Source organism: Corallococcus caeni (assembly GCF_036245865.1).
Taxonomy (GTDB): domain Bacteria; phylum Myxococcota; class Myxococcia; order Myxococcales; family Myxococcaceae; genus Corallococcus; species Corallococcus caeni.
The window spans coordinates 67,905-83,941 of sequence record NZ_BTTW01000001.1; the positions used below are offsets into that span (position 1 = coordinate 67,905).

Sequence of the window (16,037 nt, forward strand, 5' to 3'; positions counted from 1 at the left end):
GGCTACCTCCCCGGCGTTCCGCGCGTGCCGGCCGAGCGCAACAGCGGCAGGCTCTGGGCCAGGGCCTCACAGGCCCGCCTGAGCGCGCCCACGTCCTCCACGCCGCGCGCCTGGCGCGCCTGGTCCAGGGCGGCCTCCGCGCGGGCGACGACGTCCGGCGACAGGCCTCCGGCCCCGGGCATGAGCCGCACGCGGGAGAGCGCGTCCACCAGGTCCCGGGCCAGGGTGTCCAGCTCCACGCGCCTGGACTTCAGCTCCTCCGTGTTGCGCGCCGTCACCAGCCAGTCTCGCTGCTCGTCCATGATGCGACGCAGCTCGTCCTCGGTGAGGCCGCTGGAGGCGGTGACGGTGATGGACTGGCGCAGGCCCGTGTCACGGTCGCGCGCGGACACCGACACGATGCCCTCCGCGTTGATGTCGAACGTCACTTCAATCTCCACCTGTCCGCGCGGCGCCTCGCGCAGGCCGGTGAGGAGGAACTCGCCCAACAGCTCGTTGTGGTGGGCCAGCTCGTGCTCGCCCTGGAGCACCATGATCTTCACCGTGCGCTGGAAGTCCTTGGAGGTGGCGAACACCTCCGTGGCGGACGTGGGCACGGTGGTGTTGCGCGGGATCAGCCTGCGCACGTAGCCGCCCGCGATGGCCACGCCCATGCTCTGCGGCGTGACGTCCAGCAGGAGCAGCTCGCTCTGTTGCCCCACCAGCGCGTGCGCCTGGATGGCGGCGCCCAGGGCGACGACCTCCTCGGCGTGCACGCCCTTGCAGGGCTCGCGGCGGAAGTACTGGCGCACCTGTTCGATGATGCGGGGCATGCGCGACATGCCCCCCACGAGGATGACCTCCTTGAGCTCCGAGGGGCGCACCTTCGCCTCGCCCAGGACTTCCGACGTGATGCCCACCAGGCGCTCGCCCAGGTCCGCGGTGAGGTCCTCCAGCTTCTCGCGGGTGAGCGTGGACTGCAGGTGCAGCGCGGCGCCCCCGCCCGGCGGCGTGCAGATGAAGGGCAGGTGCACCTGCGTCTCCTTCACCGACGACAGCTCCACCTTGGCCTTCTCCGCGGCGTCCTTCAGCCGCTGCAGCGCCATGCGGTCCTTGCGCAGGTCGATGCCGTGCTCCTTGGCGAAGGAGAACACCATCCACTCGATGATGCGGTGGTCCCAGTCCTCGCCGCCGAGGAAGGTGTCACCGCCGGTGGCCACCACGTCGAAGATGCCGTTGTTGATCTCCAGCACCGACACGTCGAAGGTGCCGCCGCCCAGGTCCAGCACGGCGATCTTCCCGTTCACCGTGCGCCCGAAGCCGTAGGCCAGCGCCGCCGCGGTGGGCTCGTTGATGATGCGCAGGACCTCCAGCCCCGCGATGCGGCCCGCGTCCTTGGTGGCCTGGCGCTGGCCGTCGTTGAAGTAGGCCGGCACGGTGATGACGGCCTGGGTGACGGGCCGGCCGAAGTGCGCCTCCGCGTCCGCCTTCAGCTCCGCCAGAATCATGGCGCTGACCTCCGGCACGGCGAGGTCGCGGCCCGCCAGCCGGATGCGCACGTCGTCGTGCTGGCCGCACACCACCTGGTACGTGAGCGCGCGCATCGCGTCCTGCACCGGGTGCGAGGAGAACTTGCGGCCGATGAGGCGCTTCGCCGCGGACACCGTCTCCTGCGGGTTGGTGATGGCCTGCCGCTTGGCGATGCTGCCCACCAGCCGCTTGCCGTTCTTCGACACCGCCACCACGGACGGGGTGAGGGGCTGGCCGGTGCGGTTCTTGATGATGATGGGCTGACCGTCCTGCACCGTGGCGACGAGGCTGTTCGTCGTCCCCAGGTCGATGCCAATCAGCGGTTCGGACTCAGCAGCCATGGGGACGCGTGCACCTCATCACGTGAACGTCCAGCGCAGCTTCTTGAGGCCGGCGCGAGCGTCTGCGTTGTCCGGATCCAGGCGCACGACCTCCTCGAAGTGGTGCTTGGCCTGCTTCTTCTGCCCCGCCACCAGGAGCAGCTGCGCCAGCAAGAGCTGGTAGTCCGCGCGCCCCGGCTTCAGCTCCACCGCGCGCTGCGCGAGCTTCAGCACCTCCTGCGGGTCCTGCGTCAGCTCCCGCCCCACGCGCGCCGCCTGGAAGGCCGCCTCCGGGTTGTCCGCGTTGAGCGACACGGCCAGCCGGTAGGCCGCCTGCGCGCCGGCGAAGTCGCCGCGCATCTCCAGCTCCTGGCCGCGCTCCACCTCCGTCTGCGCGCGGTGCAGGTCGTGCTTGCGGCGCGCCTCCACCAGCAGCTGGGCGACCTCGCGGTTCTTCGGGTCCAGGCCCAGCACGTGGTTGAAGTCCTGGTAGGCCCGCTCGAAGTCCCCGCGCGCGGTGGCCGCCTTGCCCCGGGCGATGAGCTCCGTGAGCTTGTGGCTGCGCGCCATGTACGGGTGGCGCGCGAGGCGGGCCTGGCGCTCGGCGCGGCGGGCCTCGGACTCCGGATCATCCGCGGGCGCGGCGGCCGGAGGCGGCACCGCGGCGAAGGCCCCCGAGGGCGGACGCGCCCCCGAAGTGGCGGGCGGCTGCGTCGCCGCGAAGGTGCCGGAGGGCGTGCGCGCGCTCGGCGCGCCGGGCGGCGGCGTGGCCGGGGCGCGTGCGGCCGGGGCTGGCGGCGCGGCGGGAGCGCGCGGCGGCTCCTGGCGGCTGAGGGCGTTGTGGGCGTCGGTGAGGCGCTTGAAGATGCGCTCCAGCCGGGCGCGGAAGCTGCCCAGGTTCTTGCCGAAGTAGCGGTCCGGGTGGAAGCGGCGGGACGCGTTGTAATAGGCCTGCTTCACCTCCTGGGGGCTCGCACCCCGGGCCACGCCCAGCACCGCGTGGTGGTCCATCCCGTCCAGCGAGCGCTCCATCTCGATGATGTCGCGCTTCTGCTCGGGCTCCAGGTCCACCTCCTCCGCCATGGCGGCGTCCACCACCGGGGCGGCGGGAGGGGCGCGCTGCACGACCCGGGCGGGCACGATGGCCCCCTTGGCGCGCAGCGACAGCAGCACGGCGATGGTGCGAGCCTCGCCCAGCGAGGAGCGGGACAGGACGGAGTCGATGCGCTCGACGCGGCCCACCAGCGCCAGCACCGAGCCCTCCTCCGGGCTGAGCTGGAGTCGGGCCGGGTCCAGTTGGGGCACCGTCGCGATGTGGTCGGTCCTGCCCCCCAGGCCGACGATGGGGTTGGGCGCGCTCAAGGTGTCACGTTCCGCGGGCTGGCGAATCCCCGAGTGTAGGTGTGCGGGAAGCGGGGCGTCAAACTTCCCGGGTCCTTGGGGCCCCTCCCCCTTTTACAGCGTGGAGAGGACACGCTGGAGGATGCCCAGCGCTTCGTCCAGTTCCTTCTGGGAGATGATGAGGGGCGGGGCGAACCGGAGCGTGGTGTCCCCGGCGGCGTTCACCAGCAGGCCGGCCTCGCGCAGCTTCGCGATGACGGGGGCGACCTCCCGGTCCAGCTCCACGCCCAAGAGCAGCCCCTGTCCGCGCACGGCCTTGATGCGCCCTTCCGGCAGCGCGGCCTGGAGCGCGCGCGCCCCGGCGAGGAAGTGCTCCCCCTTCGCCTGCACGTCCGCCAGGAATCCGGGCTGGCGCAACAGCCGCATCACCACGTTACCCGCGGCGGCGGACACCAGGTTGCCGCCGAAGGTGGAGCCGTGGGTGCCCGGGGAGAGGCTGACGGCCAGCTCCTCGCGGCACAGCATGGCGCCGATGGGCAGCCCGTTGCCCAGCGCCTTGGCCAGGCTGATGGCGTCCGGCCGGATGCCGTGGTGCATGAAGCCGAAGGGCTGGCCGGTGCGGCCCATGCCCGTCTGGACCTCGTCCACGAGCAGCAGCAGGCCCTGCTCGTCGCACAGCGCGCGCAGGCCCTGGAGGAAGCCCGGGGGCGCCATGCGCACGCCGCCCTCGCCCTGGATGGGCTCCACCAGGATGGCGGCGGTGTTGGGCCCGATGGCGCGGCGGACCGCCTCCACGTCGCCGTAGGGCAGGTGCCGGAAGCCCTGGGGCAGCGGCTCGAAGCCGGCGTGGTACTTGGGCTGGCCGGTGGCGGTGACGGTGGCCAGCGTGCGGCCGTGGAAGCCCTTCTCGAAGGAGAGGATCTCGAAGCGCTCCGGCGTGCCCCGGTCCTTCATCACCTTGCGCGTCAGCTTGATGAGGGCCTCGTTGGCCTCCGCGCCGGAGTTGCAGAAGAACGCGCGCGGCAGCCCGGCCCAGGCGGTGAGCTGCTCGGCCAGGTCGATCTGCGGCTGCGAGTAGAAGGCGTTGGAGACGTGCCACAGCGTGTCCAGCTGCGCCTTGGCCGCCGCGACCACCTCCGGGTGGCAGTGGCCCAGGGCGCACACCGCGATGCCGCCGATGCAGTCCAGGTACACCTTGCCATCCGCGTCCCACACCCGGGTGCCCTGCCCGCGCACCAGCGCGATGGGTTGCTGCTTGTAGTTCTGCAGCAGGTGCTGCTTCGCCTTCTGGATGAGGGGCTCGTTGCCAGGGGCGGACGCGGGGGACGGCGGCGCTTGCAAGGTGGGGTACCTCTCTCTTCTCATGACGCGGTGGGACGACGCGGCGGACCCTAGCGCGCTAGAGGATGTAGCGCGACAAGTCCTCGTCCTGGACGATGGCGCCCAGGCGCTCGCGCACGTAGGCGGCGTCCACCTGGAAGTCGCGCGGGCCCTGTTCGCTGGCGGTGAAGGACACCTCGTCCAGCAGGCGCTCCAGCACGGTGTGCAGCCGCCGCGCGCCGATGTTCTGCGTGCGCTCGTTGGCCTGCTGGGCGATGCGGGCGACTTCCGCCACCGCGTCGTCGGTGAAGGACAGGCGCACGCCCTCCGTGGCGAGCAGCGCGGTGTACTGGCGCAGGAGCGAGTTCTTGGGCTCGCGCAGGATGCGCACCAGGTCCTCGCCGGACAGCGCCTCCAGCTCCACGCGGATGGGGAAGCGGCCCTGGAGTTCCGGGATGAGGTCCGACGGCTTGGAGACGTGGAACGCGCCCGCGGCGATGAAGAGCATGTGGTCCGTCTTCACCTGGCCGTACTTCGTGTTGACGGCCGAGCCCTCCACGATGGGCAGGATGTCGCGCTGGACACCCTCGCGCGAGACATCAGGGCCCCCGCCGCCCTTGCCGCCCTCGCGGCTGGCGATCTTGTCGATTTCGTCGATGAAGACGATGCCGCTGGACTCGGCGCGCGCCACGGCCTCGCGCTGGACGCGGTCCGGGTCCACCAGCTTCTGCGCCTCCTCCGCGCGCAGCACCTGGAGCGCCTCCGGCACGCGCAGCTTGCGCTTCCGGGTGTTCTTCATGCCCGGCATGTTCTTGAACAGGTCCTGGAGGTTGACGCCGATCTCCTCCATGCCCTGGCCGCTGAAGTTGCGCATGAAGGTGGGGCTGCTCTCGCTGGTCTCCACCTCCACGGTCTGATCATCCAGCGTGCCGGCGCGCAGCTGGGCGCGCAGCTTCTCCCGCTCGCTGTCGCCCAGCGGCGAGGGCGCGGGGGCTGGCGGGGGCGAGAAGCCGAACGGCGGAGACGACGTCGTGCGCGACTGGCCGCCGTTCTTGATGAGCTCCATCAAGCGGTCCTCGGCCAGCTCCTCCGCGCGCGGCTTGACCTTCTCCGTCTCCTCCTCGCGCACGAGCGCGATGGCGGACTCCACGAGGTCGCGGATCATCGACTCGACGTCGCGGCCCACGTAGCCCACTTCCGTGAACTTGCTGGCCTCCACCTTCACGAACGGGGCCTGGGACAGCTTCGCCAGGCGGCGGGCGATCTCCGTCTTCCCCACGCCGGTGGGGCCGATCATGATGATGTTCTTCGGGTAGATCTCATCCCGCAGGTCGTCCGGCACCTGCTGGCGGCGCCACCGGTTGCGCAGCGCGATGGCCACCGCGCGCTTGGCGTCTTTCTGCCCGACGATGTAGCGGTCCAGCTCGCTGACGACCTCGCGAGGCGTGAAGGCGGACAACTTGCGCGATTCGGCCACGGGGCGGTCCTCTCAGAGCTCTTCGTAGGTGACGTTGGAGTTCGTGTAGACGCAGATGTCCGCGGCGATGGCCATGGCCTGCGTGCAGATGTCCCGGGCGGACAGCTGCGAGTGCGCCTGGAGGGCGCGTGCGGCGGCCAGCGCGTAGTGGCCGCCGGAGCCCACGGCGGCGATGCCGTGGTCCGGTTCGATGATGTCGCCCGCGCCGGAGAGGATGAAGGTCTTCTCCTTGTCGGCGACGATGAGGAGTGCCTCCAGGCGGCGGAGGAAGCGGTCGGTGCGCCAGTCCTTGCCCAGCTCCACGCAGGCGCGGGCCAGGTTCTTCTGGTGCTCCTTGAACTTGGCCTCGAAGCGCTCGAAGAGCGTGAACGCGTCCGCGGTGCTGCCCGCGAAGCCGGCGATGACCTGACCGTCGCCGATGCGGCGCACCTTGCGCGCCGTGTTCTTCATGATGGTCTTGTCGAGGCTGACCTGACCGTCGCCCGCGATGACGACCTTCCCTTCGCGGCGGACGCAGAGGATGGTGGTGCCGTGGAACATGACCGGGGGTTTAACAAGCCCGCCCGTCCCGGACTCATAAAAACGGCCTGGCTGTCCGCTCCCTCACCCTGGGGACGCGCTCAGGTCGCGGTCGCCTTCATCCAGCGGCCCACCAGCTTCACCAGGGCGGCCTTCTTCGCCTTCACCGTCTTCGCGTCCGGAAAGCTCACGACGCCCCGGTCCGGCGCCAGCCACTCCACGAGCCCCGAGTCGTCCTCGAAGCCAAAGCCCTTCGTGTCCTTCACCTTCGCGCCCCGGTGGAGGATGACCTGGAAGATGCCCTTGGGGGCCAGGCGGAACGTGACACGGTCATCGCCGGAGTGGACGAAGCTGGGGGCCTTCCACTTGATGCGCTCGGTGATGTTGGCGTCGGAGGCGAGGATGGCCGCGCGCACGGCTTCGATCTCCGCCTTCAGCGGGTGCTCGAGCCCGGCCATGAACTGGTCGACTTCGTCCGCGCGGTTCGCCATGCCCTGCCTTCATCACGCGCGCGGGTGCGCGGCGTCGTAGACCTCTTGCAGCTGTTCGAAGGTCACGTGGGTGTACTTCTGCGTGGTGGACAGGCTCGCGTGGCCCAGTAGCTCCTGGATGCTGCGGATGTCCGCGCCGCCGCCCAAGAGGTGCGTGGCGAACGAGTGGCGCATCGCGTGCGGGCTCACCTTGCGCGCCAGGGCCAGCTTGAGCACGTACGCGTCCAGGTGCCTCGCGATGCTCCGGGGCGTGAGCCTCCCGCCGCGGAAGTTGAGGAACAGCGCGTCCGGGTCCTGCGCGTCGTGCACCGTGGCCAGCAGCTCACCGCGCCTCGCAAGGTACGCCTCCAGGGACTGGATGGCCTTCGCGTTGAGCGGCACCAGCCGCTCCTTGCTGCCCTTGCCCATCACCCGGACGATGCGGCTGCTGCGCTCCACGCCCAAGAGGTCCAGGCCGCACAGCTCGCTGATGCGCAGACCGCCGCCGTACAGCATCTCCAGGATGGCCTTGTCGCGAAGCCCCAGCACCGTGGCCACGTCCGGCATGTCGAGGATGGCGAACACCTCCTCCACCGGCAGCACCTTGGGCAGTGACTTGGGCAGCTTCGGGCTCTTCACCAGCTTCGCGGGACTGGCGGACAAGAGCTTCTGCCGCACGAGGTACTTGTAGAACGACTTGATGCTGGCCAGCCGCCGCGCGCGGCTGGAGGGCGCGTGGTCCACGCTGAGCGTGCCCAGGTACCCTCGGATGGCCGCGTGCGAGCCCGCCAGCAGCGACAGCTTCATCCGCTCCACGAGGTAGCGCTCGTAGTCCACCAGGTCGATGAGGTAGTTGCGCACCGTGTGAGGCGACGCGCCCTTCTCGCCTTCCAGGTGGTCCTTGAACTGCGCCAACAGCGGGGACAGGGTCGACATGGTCGGGGAAGCCTAGGGGCCTCCCCGAGCCTCGCAAGATTCGCGTCGCTGCGCGAGCCCGCCTACTTCGCGGGCGCCGGAGCGGGCGCGACCGCCGGCGCCGTGCCCGAGGGAGCCGGCGCGCCCGGCAGCTCGGACGGCACCAGCTTGGGCAGCAGCACGCGGCAGGCGTCCTCGGACAGCCAGTGGTACGTGCACAGCCACTCCGTGACGGGCACACGCACCTGCCAGCCCAGCACGAAGAGGATGAGCAGCGTGAGGCCCAGGCGGGCGCCCAACGACATGCCGTCGCTCTCGTCGTCGTCCTGCGTGTGGCGCAGCGCCCCGCGCACCAGGTCCGCGCGGTCCACGCGCGCGTTCTTGGGCAGCTTCGGCTTGCGGGTGATGAGCGTCGCCACGCCGCGCGTGAGCATCAGCCGGTCGTTGAGCGCCCAGCCGGAGCCCTCCAGGAGCAGCGCCAGGTTGCGCCGACGCAGCTTCAGCCACCCGAGCAACCCCGCGGGCGCCATCACCACGATGGCCAGGATGGTCGCCGCGGTGATGACGTCCACCAGCGTGAGCGACTTCACCTGCGTGAGAATGAACGCCAGCGACGAACCCAGCGCCGCGAACGCGATGCCGCCCGCCGCGAGCACGCCCGCGAGGCCGCCACCCGCCGGAGCCGCCGCGGGCGCAGCCGCCGCCGGTGGCGCGGTCACCGTCTGCTTGTAGCCGGACTCCAGCGAGGCATCGAAGTCCTTCTCACCGGAGGCGGCCAGCCCCTCCACCTTGCTGGTGATGAACGCGCCGATGCGCATGAACGGCATCGTCATCGACTCCCAGAGCGACACGGGCTGGCGGACGATCTGCGTGACGATGGCGTCGCTCTCCTTGCCGTCCACGTCGTAGAACACGCCGCGCTTGCCCACGACGAGCTCCGTGCTGCGGCCGGCGGTGACGGGCACCGCCACCTCGTAGGCATCCGTCGCGTCCCGGGGCATCACCTTCACGTAGAGGATGCAGGTGGTCCCCTGCCCCGTCAGCGCCGAGTGCGCCGCGCGGTCCGTCACCAGCACGGACAGCGTGTACTTGCGCCCGCCCAGGATGAGCGTGCCCTTCTCCATCAGCGCCCGCCGCTTGGGCAGGTACAGGCTGGGCATGCTGATGAAGTTGTTGGAGAACAGCAGCAGCCAGCGCTGGTACAGCACCAGCCGCTCCAGCTCCGCGATGACGTCCAGCGTGGGCTTGAGCGACAGGTCCTCGCGGCTCACCGCCTCCAGCGCGTCCAGGTCCTCGTTCGACACCGCGCCCAGCGTGTCCGCCACCGCGTGCAGCGCGCTCGCGTCGCGCTTGCCCTGCCAGCCGAGGATTCCTTCCGCCTTCGCGGACAGCTCGCGCCAGGCCGTGTCCGTCAGCTTCACGCCGTCGCCCAGGAGCGGCGTCGCCACCTCCTGGTGGAAGGCTTCCAGCTTCTCGTAGCCGGCGCCGCGGTACAGCCGCGCCCACACCAGCACGCCAGACGGATCCGGCGGCGCGATGGGCAGCTCGTTCGCGGCCTTCCCCATGGCGCCCAGGTCGCCCAGCGCGCCCTCCACGCGGTCCGCGCGCAGGCGCAGGCTGGCGGCGGCCTCCGGCTGCGCGGCCACCAGCCGGCACTGCACGAAGTAGCCGTCCAGGAGCGGCGCCACGTCGTGGATGCGCTTCGCCTGCTCCAGGCTCGCCGTGCCCCAGGTGAACACCGCATCCCGGCCGCCCAGGTGCGTGAGCAGCGCCGCGCGCTCCTCGCGGAAGCGCTTCACCAGGTCCACGTCCACGCCCGCCAGGCCCGCGCGGTTCGTCCGCGGCGGGAAGGCCGCGATGATGGACTGGGCCAGGGGCCGCAGCCGCTCCGGCAGCGACACCGGCGCGATGATGCCGTCGCCGTTCTTTCCCGCGTCGCGCAGCGCCTTGTCGCTGGTGCGCAGCTGCTCCAGCGACAGGCGCGTGGTGTCCGGCGCGTTGAGCGTGCGCAGCACCAGCTCCGCCGCGCCCTTGAGGTTGTTCGCGGTGTCGGAGAGCGCGGACAGATCCAGCACGTCGCTGCCCGCGTCCGCGCCCTTGCGGTCCTTCAGCCGCGCCGCCGTCCAGTCCACCGCGGCGCGCAGCTCCTCCACGCGGATGCGTCGGTTGCCGTCCGCGTCCATCAGCGTGAGGAAGCGCGGATCACACGCGATGCCCTCCATGGGGCACGCGAGCGCCATCCACTGCGTCGCGGGAATCCTCACCGCTTCGGTGAGGGTGTTGAAGTCGGGGATGTCGACCTGGAGCGAGCCGCCGTAGCGGCGATAGACGAGCTGTGCCATTCGGCGCGCGAAGACAGCACACCCCGTCCGGGCGTGCACGCCTCAACGTCCGGCCGCGCCCGGGAAGGAAGGCTCTGGCGGCCCTCCCTTCCCTGGGTCAGCCGCTACTGCGCGGCGGCGACGGCGCTGTACACGCCGGGGTTCTGCCCCTGGCTGATGATGTAGACGGCCCGCGCGTCGTCCTTCCCCGCGAAGTACACGGGCACCTGCACGCCCTGGTCGAGCGTCTTGCGCGCCCCCGACTTCACGTCGTAGACGGCCACGTCGTAGGTGTCCGAGTCCATGCGCGCGTACGTCGCGAGCACGCGAGCGCCGTCCTCCGAAATCTTGTAGCTGAAGATGCCCTGCAGCCACGTCTTCGCCTCGGCCTGCTTCTCGCCCAGCTCCACGGCCTTGAAGTCGCACGCGCGGCCGTTGCGGATGCAGTTGGTGCGGAACACCACCGCGGTGTTCTTCGGCGCGAAGCCGTAGCCGAACACGCCCGGCTGCACCTTCTCCGCCTTCTCCTGGCCCAGCGCGTACAGCATCAGGTCCACGGAGAACACCGGCTTCACGAAGCGCGACAGGAACGCCACGTAGCGGCTGTCCGAGCCCCACACGAAGTTGGGCACGCGGTCGCCCACGCGCTTGGGCGCGCCATCCGGCAGCGACGCCACCGCCAGGAAGCCCGCGCGCGACGGCTGGTCATACTTCTCCAGGAAGGCCACCGCCTTGGAGTCCGGCGCGAACGCCAGCTCCTCCACGGCCTCGCCCACCTTGCGCCCCGCGCCGCCGGACGCCGGGCCCACGTGCAGGTCCCCCAGCTGCTCCGGCTTGCCGTTCTCCGTGCGCGCCAGCCACTGACCATCCGGCGAGAAGCTGAAGTTCTTCGTGCCCACCGCCAGCTTCGTCCCCTTCAGCGCGGGGACGTCCGCGAGGAACAGGTCATACATCCCTCGCACGGCCTCGCTGCGCACCTGGTAGGCCACGTGCTTGCCGTCGGAGGACACCTGGTAGTCGCCCACCTGATCCGCCAGCTTGCGCGGCGGCTCGTTGGAGCCCACCGTCACCGCCGCCAGCCCGCCCGCGGCCGACAGCCGGCGCTTGAAGAGCAGCGTCTTGCCGTCCGGCGTGAACTGCGCGGTGCTGACCTCGCCCGCCACGTCCTGGAACGGCCCCTGCGGCAGCTTGCCCAGCTTCAGCGTGCCCGCGTCCACGAACGCCACGTTCACGCCGTCCGGGGACGGCAGCAGGTAGCTCACCGCCGTGCCCAGCTTCACCGGCTCCGCCGCCGCGTCCGCGAGCGACAGCACGTTCAATTCGCCGGACTGCGAGGCCGGGTTGTAGCCCGTCACGTACAGGAGGTGCTTCGAGTCCTGGGAGAACAGCAGGCTGCCCGGCACGTTCGTCACGCCGTCACCCAGCGCGCGCGCCTTCCCGCCCGCCACCGGCACCACGTGCAGCTGCCCCACCAGCATCTGCGGCGGGATGCCGTCCAGCCGTGGCTTCTGCCCGTTGAGCAGGAACGTGGCGTACTGCCCGTCCGGCGACAGGCGCAGGTCCGCCGCGCGGCCCGCCGCGAGCAACTGCCCCTGCCCGCCCACCACCGAGGTGCCCTTCGCCGCGCTGCGGACCGTGTCGCCCTGCGCGGCGCTGCGCTGGGAGGGCGCGCTGTTGTCCTCGCCCTTCTTGCATCCCGACAACGCCAGCAGGGCCACCAGGCCCACCATCCCAGGTCGCTTCATGCGCTCGTCTGTCCTTCCGTCTGGGCGACAACGCCCGCGAGTGGCAGCCACGCCGCCAGGTCCTGCTTCGCCCGCGCCGAGTAGGCCGCGCGCTTGTCCGCCTTCTTCATCCGCCCCGACAGGGGCGGGAACAGGCCGTAGATGACGTTGGTGGGCTGGTGCGGATGATCCGGCGGGTGCGCTTCCCCGGTGAGGTGCCGGTACAGCGACCCCAGCGCCGTCGTCGCCGGAGGCGCGACGAACGCGGTGCCCGTCAGGCGCGCGTGCACCGCCAGCGCCACCAGGTAGCCGCACGCCGCGCTCTCCACGTAGCCCTCCACGCCCGTCACCTGTCCCGCGAAGAACACCCGCCGCTCCGTCTTCAACGACAGGTCCTCCGCCAGCAGGCGGGGCGAGTCGATGAACGTGTTGCGGTGGATCTGCCCCATCCGCAGGAACTCCGCATTCTGGAGGCCCGGGATGCACGTGCTGAAGATGCGCTTCTGTTCACCCCACGTCAGACGCGTCTGGAAGCCCACCATGTTCCAGGCCGTGCCCGCCCGGTCCTCCATGCGCAGCTGTACCACCGCGTACGGGTCCGTCCCCGTGCGCGGGTCCTTCAGCCCCACCGGCTTCATGGGCCCGTAGGCCAGCGTGTCGTCGCCGCGCTCCGCCATCACTTCAATGGGCAGACACCCTTCGAAGTACTTCGGTTCCTCGAAGCTGTGCGGCACCACCTTCTGGCCCGCCTTCACCTCGTTCACGAAGCGGTAGTACTCGTCCTTCGTCATCGGCAGGTTGAGGTAGTCGTCCCCGCCGCCCTTGCCGTAGCGGCTCTGGCGGAAGGCGATGTCCATGTCGATGGAGTCCCCGGACAGGATGGGCGCGATGGAGTCGTAGAAGTAGAGCTTCGTGCCCACGTGGCGCTCCAGGTCCGCCGTAAGCGCTTCCGACGTCAGCGGCCCCGTCGCCACCACCACCACGCCGTCCTCGGGCAGCCGCTCCACCTCACCGCCCACCAGCTCCACGCCCGCGCCGGACACGAGCCGGGTGGTGATTTCGCGCGAGAAGCCCTCGCGCTCCACCGCCAGCGCGTCGCCCGCGGGCACGCGGTGCAGGTCCGCGCTGCTGAGCACCAGCGAGCCCAGCGCGCGCAGCTCCGCGTGCAAGAGGCCAATGGCGCTCTCCGGGTTGTCCGAGCGCAGCGAGTTGCTGCACACCAGCTCCGCGAGCGTGTCCGACTTGTGCGCGGGGGAGCGCTTGTGCGGCTTCATCTCCCGCAGCACCACCGGCACACCGCGCCGCGCCAGCTGGTACGCGCACTCCGTCCCCGCCAGGCCGCCGCCAATCACCGTCACCCGCTGCTGCTTCACGTCCGACATGCATGCCTCCGGGCCCCCTCGTACCGGGTGCCCAAAGGGCCCTGTTAGCAGAGAGGCCACGCCCTTTCACGTCCGCCCGCCTGCCCTACGTCCCACCATGCGTGCGGAATGGGAGGCGAGGTTTCCCCACCTGGGATCCAACCCTAGGTTTCTCGCGGTCTTCGCTCGGGACGGGGAAGCGTCCGGGCGAGCGCCCTTCAACCGCGATTCTGGGATGGGAGTGACGCAGCCATGAGCCGAACCGACGACTTGCTGAAGATCCGGAGCCTGCTGCAGGAGCGTCGCAGGACCACCGAGACCGCCCAGTCAGGCGCCCGCCGCGAGCTGGCCGCGCTGAAGGATCAGGAGCGGGACCCTGAATACGAGGAGCAGGCGCAGGCGGAGCTTGCGGACTACACGCTGTCCACGCTGATTGAAGCGCAGCGCCGGGAGATCATGCTCATCGACGCGGCGCTCAGCCGCATGGACAACGACGTGTTCGGCGAGTGCGTGGACTGCGGCAACGAAATCTCCCTGGACCGGCTGGAGGCCATGCCCTTCGCCATCCGCTGTGAGGAGGACGCCGCCATCCACGAGCAGGAGACGCGTGAGGCCGCGCGCCACGTGGGCAGCCTGTCCCTCTAGCGAAGCCGTTCAAGCGCTCCCCCGTGCGTCCATCCCGCGCCGGGGGAGTCGTGTGTCCGGCGGCTACTCGCTGTCGCGCTGGAGCACGATGAAGCGGTAGTTCTGCAGCTCGTTCTCGCCCGCCGTGTAGAGCACCGTGAGCAGCAGGTCGTACGGGACCATCTTGTCCGCGATGACCGACAGCTCATGGGTGAAGGGCGCCGCCGGGTTGCGGTCCGCGATGAACTTGAGCTTCTGCACTTCCTTCTTCAGCTGCGCGTCCAGCCCCATCACCAGGCGCCCCTGCAGCTGGGCCTCCGGGATGCGGCCGTCCTTCAACCGCACCACTTCCCGGTCCCCCACCAGGATGTTCTTGGGGGTGATGGTGATGGCCACCGTGTCCTTGGGCGTGGCGCGCGTGGAGGACACCGGCGGCCGGACGTCCTCGGACGCGGTGATGGCCGCGGAGGACGACGCGAAGGACTTCAGGAGGAACACCAGGATGATGGTCATCATGTCCATCATCGCGGTGATGTTGAGCTCCTTCACCTCGCTGGCCGCCTCGCGCTCCTTGCGCTTCTTGCGCGTGAGGGCCCGGCGGTAGCGCATGCGCGCGAGCTGCTCGGCTTCTTCGGCGGACAGGGGCGCGGTTTCGGACATGGCTAGAGGACGCCCAGGGTGACGTCGGGGAAGAGCAGCTTGCGCTCGGCGGCCGTGCCCGCCGTCTCACGCAGGGCGTCCATCGTCTGGATCAGCGCCTCGTAGGGGATGTCCGGATCCGCCGCGACGACGACCTTCGTCTCCTGGGGGAAGGCGGCCTTGAGCTTCACCATCCGAGCGGTGAGCGCCGCGAAGTCGTGCGTGCCGTCCGCGCGCACGGGCACCGTGGGCGCCCCACCCTCCGCGGGCGCGGCCTCCGGGCTGTTGCCCCGGACGAAGAGCCCCTTGTGGGAGATGAGCACGGACAGGTTCAGCTTGGGCGCGTCCGCGTCCCCCTGCCCCACGCCCGCGGTGGCGCCGTAGCTGGGCGCGTTCACGTTGAGCGCACCGAAGGCGGTGAGCCCGGTGATGGACAGCAGCATGAAGATGATGAGGTTCATGAGGATGTCGAGGTACGGGACGATGTTCAGCTCGCCCCCCTCTTCCTCTTCCCTCGGCTTCAGCTTGCGGCGCGAGTAGTGGAACGCCATGGCGTGCCCGGTGCCCTGAGGAAGCGGCTACGACGCGGCGCGGACGTCGGAGTCCGCGGGGACGACTTCCAGCGAGCCCCGACGCGACAGGAGGTTCTCCAGCTTCAGCGCGTTGAGCTCCACCAGCTCCACCATGTTCTTGGCGTAGTTGCTGAAGAACAGGTGCGCCACGATGCAGAGCACCGCGATGGAGAGGCCGAAGCCCGTGTTGTACATGGCCTCCGAGATGCCGTTGGAGAGCAGCGCCTGCTTCTGCTCCGCCGGCACGTTGCCCAGCGCGCGGAAGGTGCCGATGAGGCCCACGATGGTGCCGACAAGGCCCACCAGCGTCGCGATGTTCGCGAGCGACCACAGCCACTGCACCCGGCGCGAGACGTGCGGCGTGTACTCCGCCAGCGCCTCCTCCACCGCCTTGGCCACCTCCAGCTCACCCCGGTTCGCGTTGATGAGCCCCGCGCGGATGACGCGGGCCAGGGGCGAGCGCGGCGCCATGCCGCAGAACTTCACCGCGCGGTCCAGGTTGCCGCCGCGGACCATCTTGTGGACCTGTTCGATGAACGCCGTCGCGTTCAGGCGGTAGCGGTAGAGCAGCGTCACCGCGCGCTCGCCGATGACGGCCAGCGAGGCGGCCAGCCAGAACAGGTTCACGAACATGAACGGGCCGCCGGCCTTGAACGCGCCGACGATGAAGTCCCCCAGGCCTCCGGAAGAAGCATGGCCCGCCGCGGCGGGGGCGGCCTCGGCCACCACCACACGCAGCAACTCACTGACAGAGGGAATCATCGCGGACCGCGTCCTTTCGCTGCCCCCCGCGCGCACCCCTGCCGCACGAAGGGCAGGAGGCTGCGATCACGGGCCAGGAGCAATCCGGACTTCTAGGACTTCGCCCGCGAGGGTGTCAAGCCAGGGGGCCGGCCGTACCCCCCTGGAATGACTGGGCTTTTGC

General features: G+C 70.4%; 14 protein-coding genes. 1 reads left to right on the forward strand and 13 read right to left on the reverse strand.

Features of this window, described 5'->3' with window-relative positions:
- Nucleotides 1-2: 2 nt before the first annotated feature.
- The 10 genes from dnaK to trmFO all read right to left on the reverse strand — a co-directional run bounded on the left by dnaK (nucleotide 3) and on the right by trmFO (nucleotide 13,298).
- Nucleotides 3-1,850, reverse strand: a complete 1,848-nt coding sequence (gene dnaK / locus AABA78_RS00310; RefSeq protein ID WP_338261063.1) for a molecular chaperone DnaK — start codon at nucleotides 1,848-1,850, stop codon at nucleotides 3-5.
- A gap of 18 nt (nucleotides 1,851-1,868) precedes the next feature.
- A complete protein-coding gene (locus tag AABA78_RS00315; RefSeq protein ID WP_338261065.1) occupies nucleotides 1,869-3,191 on the reverse strand; it encodes a tetratricopeptide repeat protein in 1,323 nt (440 codons plus the stop codon).
- Nucleotides 3,192-3,284: 93 nt separating this feature from the next.
- Nucleotides 3,285-4,535, reverse strand: coding sequence for an aspartate aminotransferase family protein (locus AABA78_RS00320; RefSeq protein ID WP_370469433.1), 1,251 nt, complete (start codon nucleotides 4,533-4,535; stop codon nucleotides 3,285-3,287).
- Nucleotides 4,536-4,569: 34 nt separating this feature from the next.
- The gene (gene hslU, locus AABA78_RS00325) at nucleotides 4,570-5,967 is read right to left on the reverse strand and encodes an ATP-dependent protease ATPase subunit HslU (RefSeq protein WP_338261067.1); all 1,398 of its coding nucleotides are present in this window, start codon (nucleotides 5,965-5,967) and stop codon (nucleotides 4,570-4,572) included.
- Nucleotides 5,968-5,979: 12 nt separating this feature from the next.
- On the reverse strand, nucleotides 5,980-6,507 hold the full coding sequence (hslV, locus tag AABA78_RS00330) for an ATP-dependent protease subunit HslV (protein ID WP_120527843.1): 528 nt from the start codon (nucleotides 6,505-6,507) through the stop codon (nucleotides 5,980-5,982).
- Nucleotides 6,508-6,587: 80 nt separating this feature from the next.
- On the reverse strand, nucleotides 6,588-6,977 hold the full coding sequence (locus AABA78_RS00335; RefSeq protein ID WP_338261068.1) for a DUF1801 domain-containing protein: 390 nt from the start codon (nucleotides 6,975-6,977) through the stop codon (nucleotides 6,588-6,590).
- Nucleotides 6,978-6,989: 12 nt separating this feature from the next.
- Complete coding sequence (locus tag AABA78_RS00340; RefSeq protein ID WP_338261069.1) at nucleotides 6,990-7,892, reverse strand: tyrosine recombinase XerC; 903 nt, start codon at nucleotides 7,890-7,892, stop codon at nucleotides 6,990-6,992.
- Between the two features lie 62 nt (nucleotides 7,893-7,954).
- Nucleotides 7,955-10,213 (reverse strand): kinesin, encoded by a 2,259-nt coding sequence (locus AABA78_RS00345; RefSeq protein ID WP_338261070.1) that lies wholly within the window; start codon nucleotides 10,211-10,213, stop codon nucleotides 7,955-7,957.
- Between the two features lie 104 nt (nucleotides 10,214-10,317).
- Nucleotides 10,318-11,937: a gliding motility protein gene (locus AABA78_RS00350; protein ID WP_338261071.1), complete on the reverse strand. Its 1,620-nt coding sequence runs from the start codon at nucleotides 11,935-11,937 to the stop codon at nucleotides 10,318-10,320.
- Nucleotides 11,934-13,298, reverse strand: coding sequence for a methylenetetrahydrofolate--tRNA-(uracil(54)-C(5))-methyltransferase (FADH(2)-oxidizing) TrmFO (gene trmFO / locus AABA78_RS00355; RefSeq protein ID WP_171413482.1), 1,365 nt, complete (start codon nucleotides 13,296-13,298; stop codon nucleotides 11,934-11,936). Before trmFO ends, AABA78_RS00350 begins: the two co-directional genes overlap by 4 nt.
- 231 nt (nucleotides 13,299-13,529) lie before the next feature.
- Between trmFO and AABA78_RS00360 the strand changes: the two genes are divergently transcribed.
- Nucleotides 13,530-13,922, forward strand: a complete 393-nt coding sequence (locus AABA78_RS00360) for a TraR/DksA family transcriptional regulator (protein WP_338261072.1) — start codon at nucleotides 13,530-13,532, stop codon at nucleotides 13,920-13,922.
- Between the two features lie 63 nt (nucleotides 13,923-13,985).
- Here the strand turns inward: AABA78_RS00360 and AABA78_RS00365 are convergent, their stop codons facing one another.
- From AABA78_RS00365 to AABA78_RS00375, 3 genes are read right to left on the reverse strand one after another with little or no spacing between them, the layout of a single operon-like run.
- The gene (locus AABA78_RS00365) at nucleotides 13,986-14,561 is read right to left on the reverse strand and encodes an ExbD/TolR family protein (RefSeq protein WP_338261073.1); all 576 of its coding nucleotides are present in this window, start codon (nucleotides 14,559-14,561) and stop codon (nucleotides 13,986-13,988) included.
- Between the two features lie 2 nt (nucleotides 14,562-14,563).
- Nucleotides 14,564-15,091: an ExbD/TolR family protein gene (locus AABA78_RS00370; RefSeq protein WP_338261075.1), complete on the reverse strand. Its 528-nt coding sequence runs from the start codon at nucleotides 15,089-15,091 to the stop codon at nucleotides 14,564-14,566.
- A 27-nt stretch (nucleotides 15,092-15,118) separates the two neighbouring features.
- Nucleotides 15,119-15,874 (reverse strand): MotA/TolQ/ExbB proton channel family protein, encoded by a 756-nt coding sequence (locus AABA78_RS00375; RefSeq protein WP_120527851.1) that lies wholly within the window; start codon nucleotides 15,872-15,874, stop codon nucleotides 15,119-15,121.
- Nucleotides 15,875-16,037: the final 163 nt, after the last annotated feature.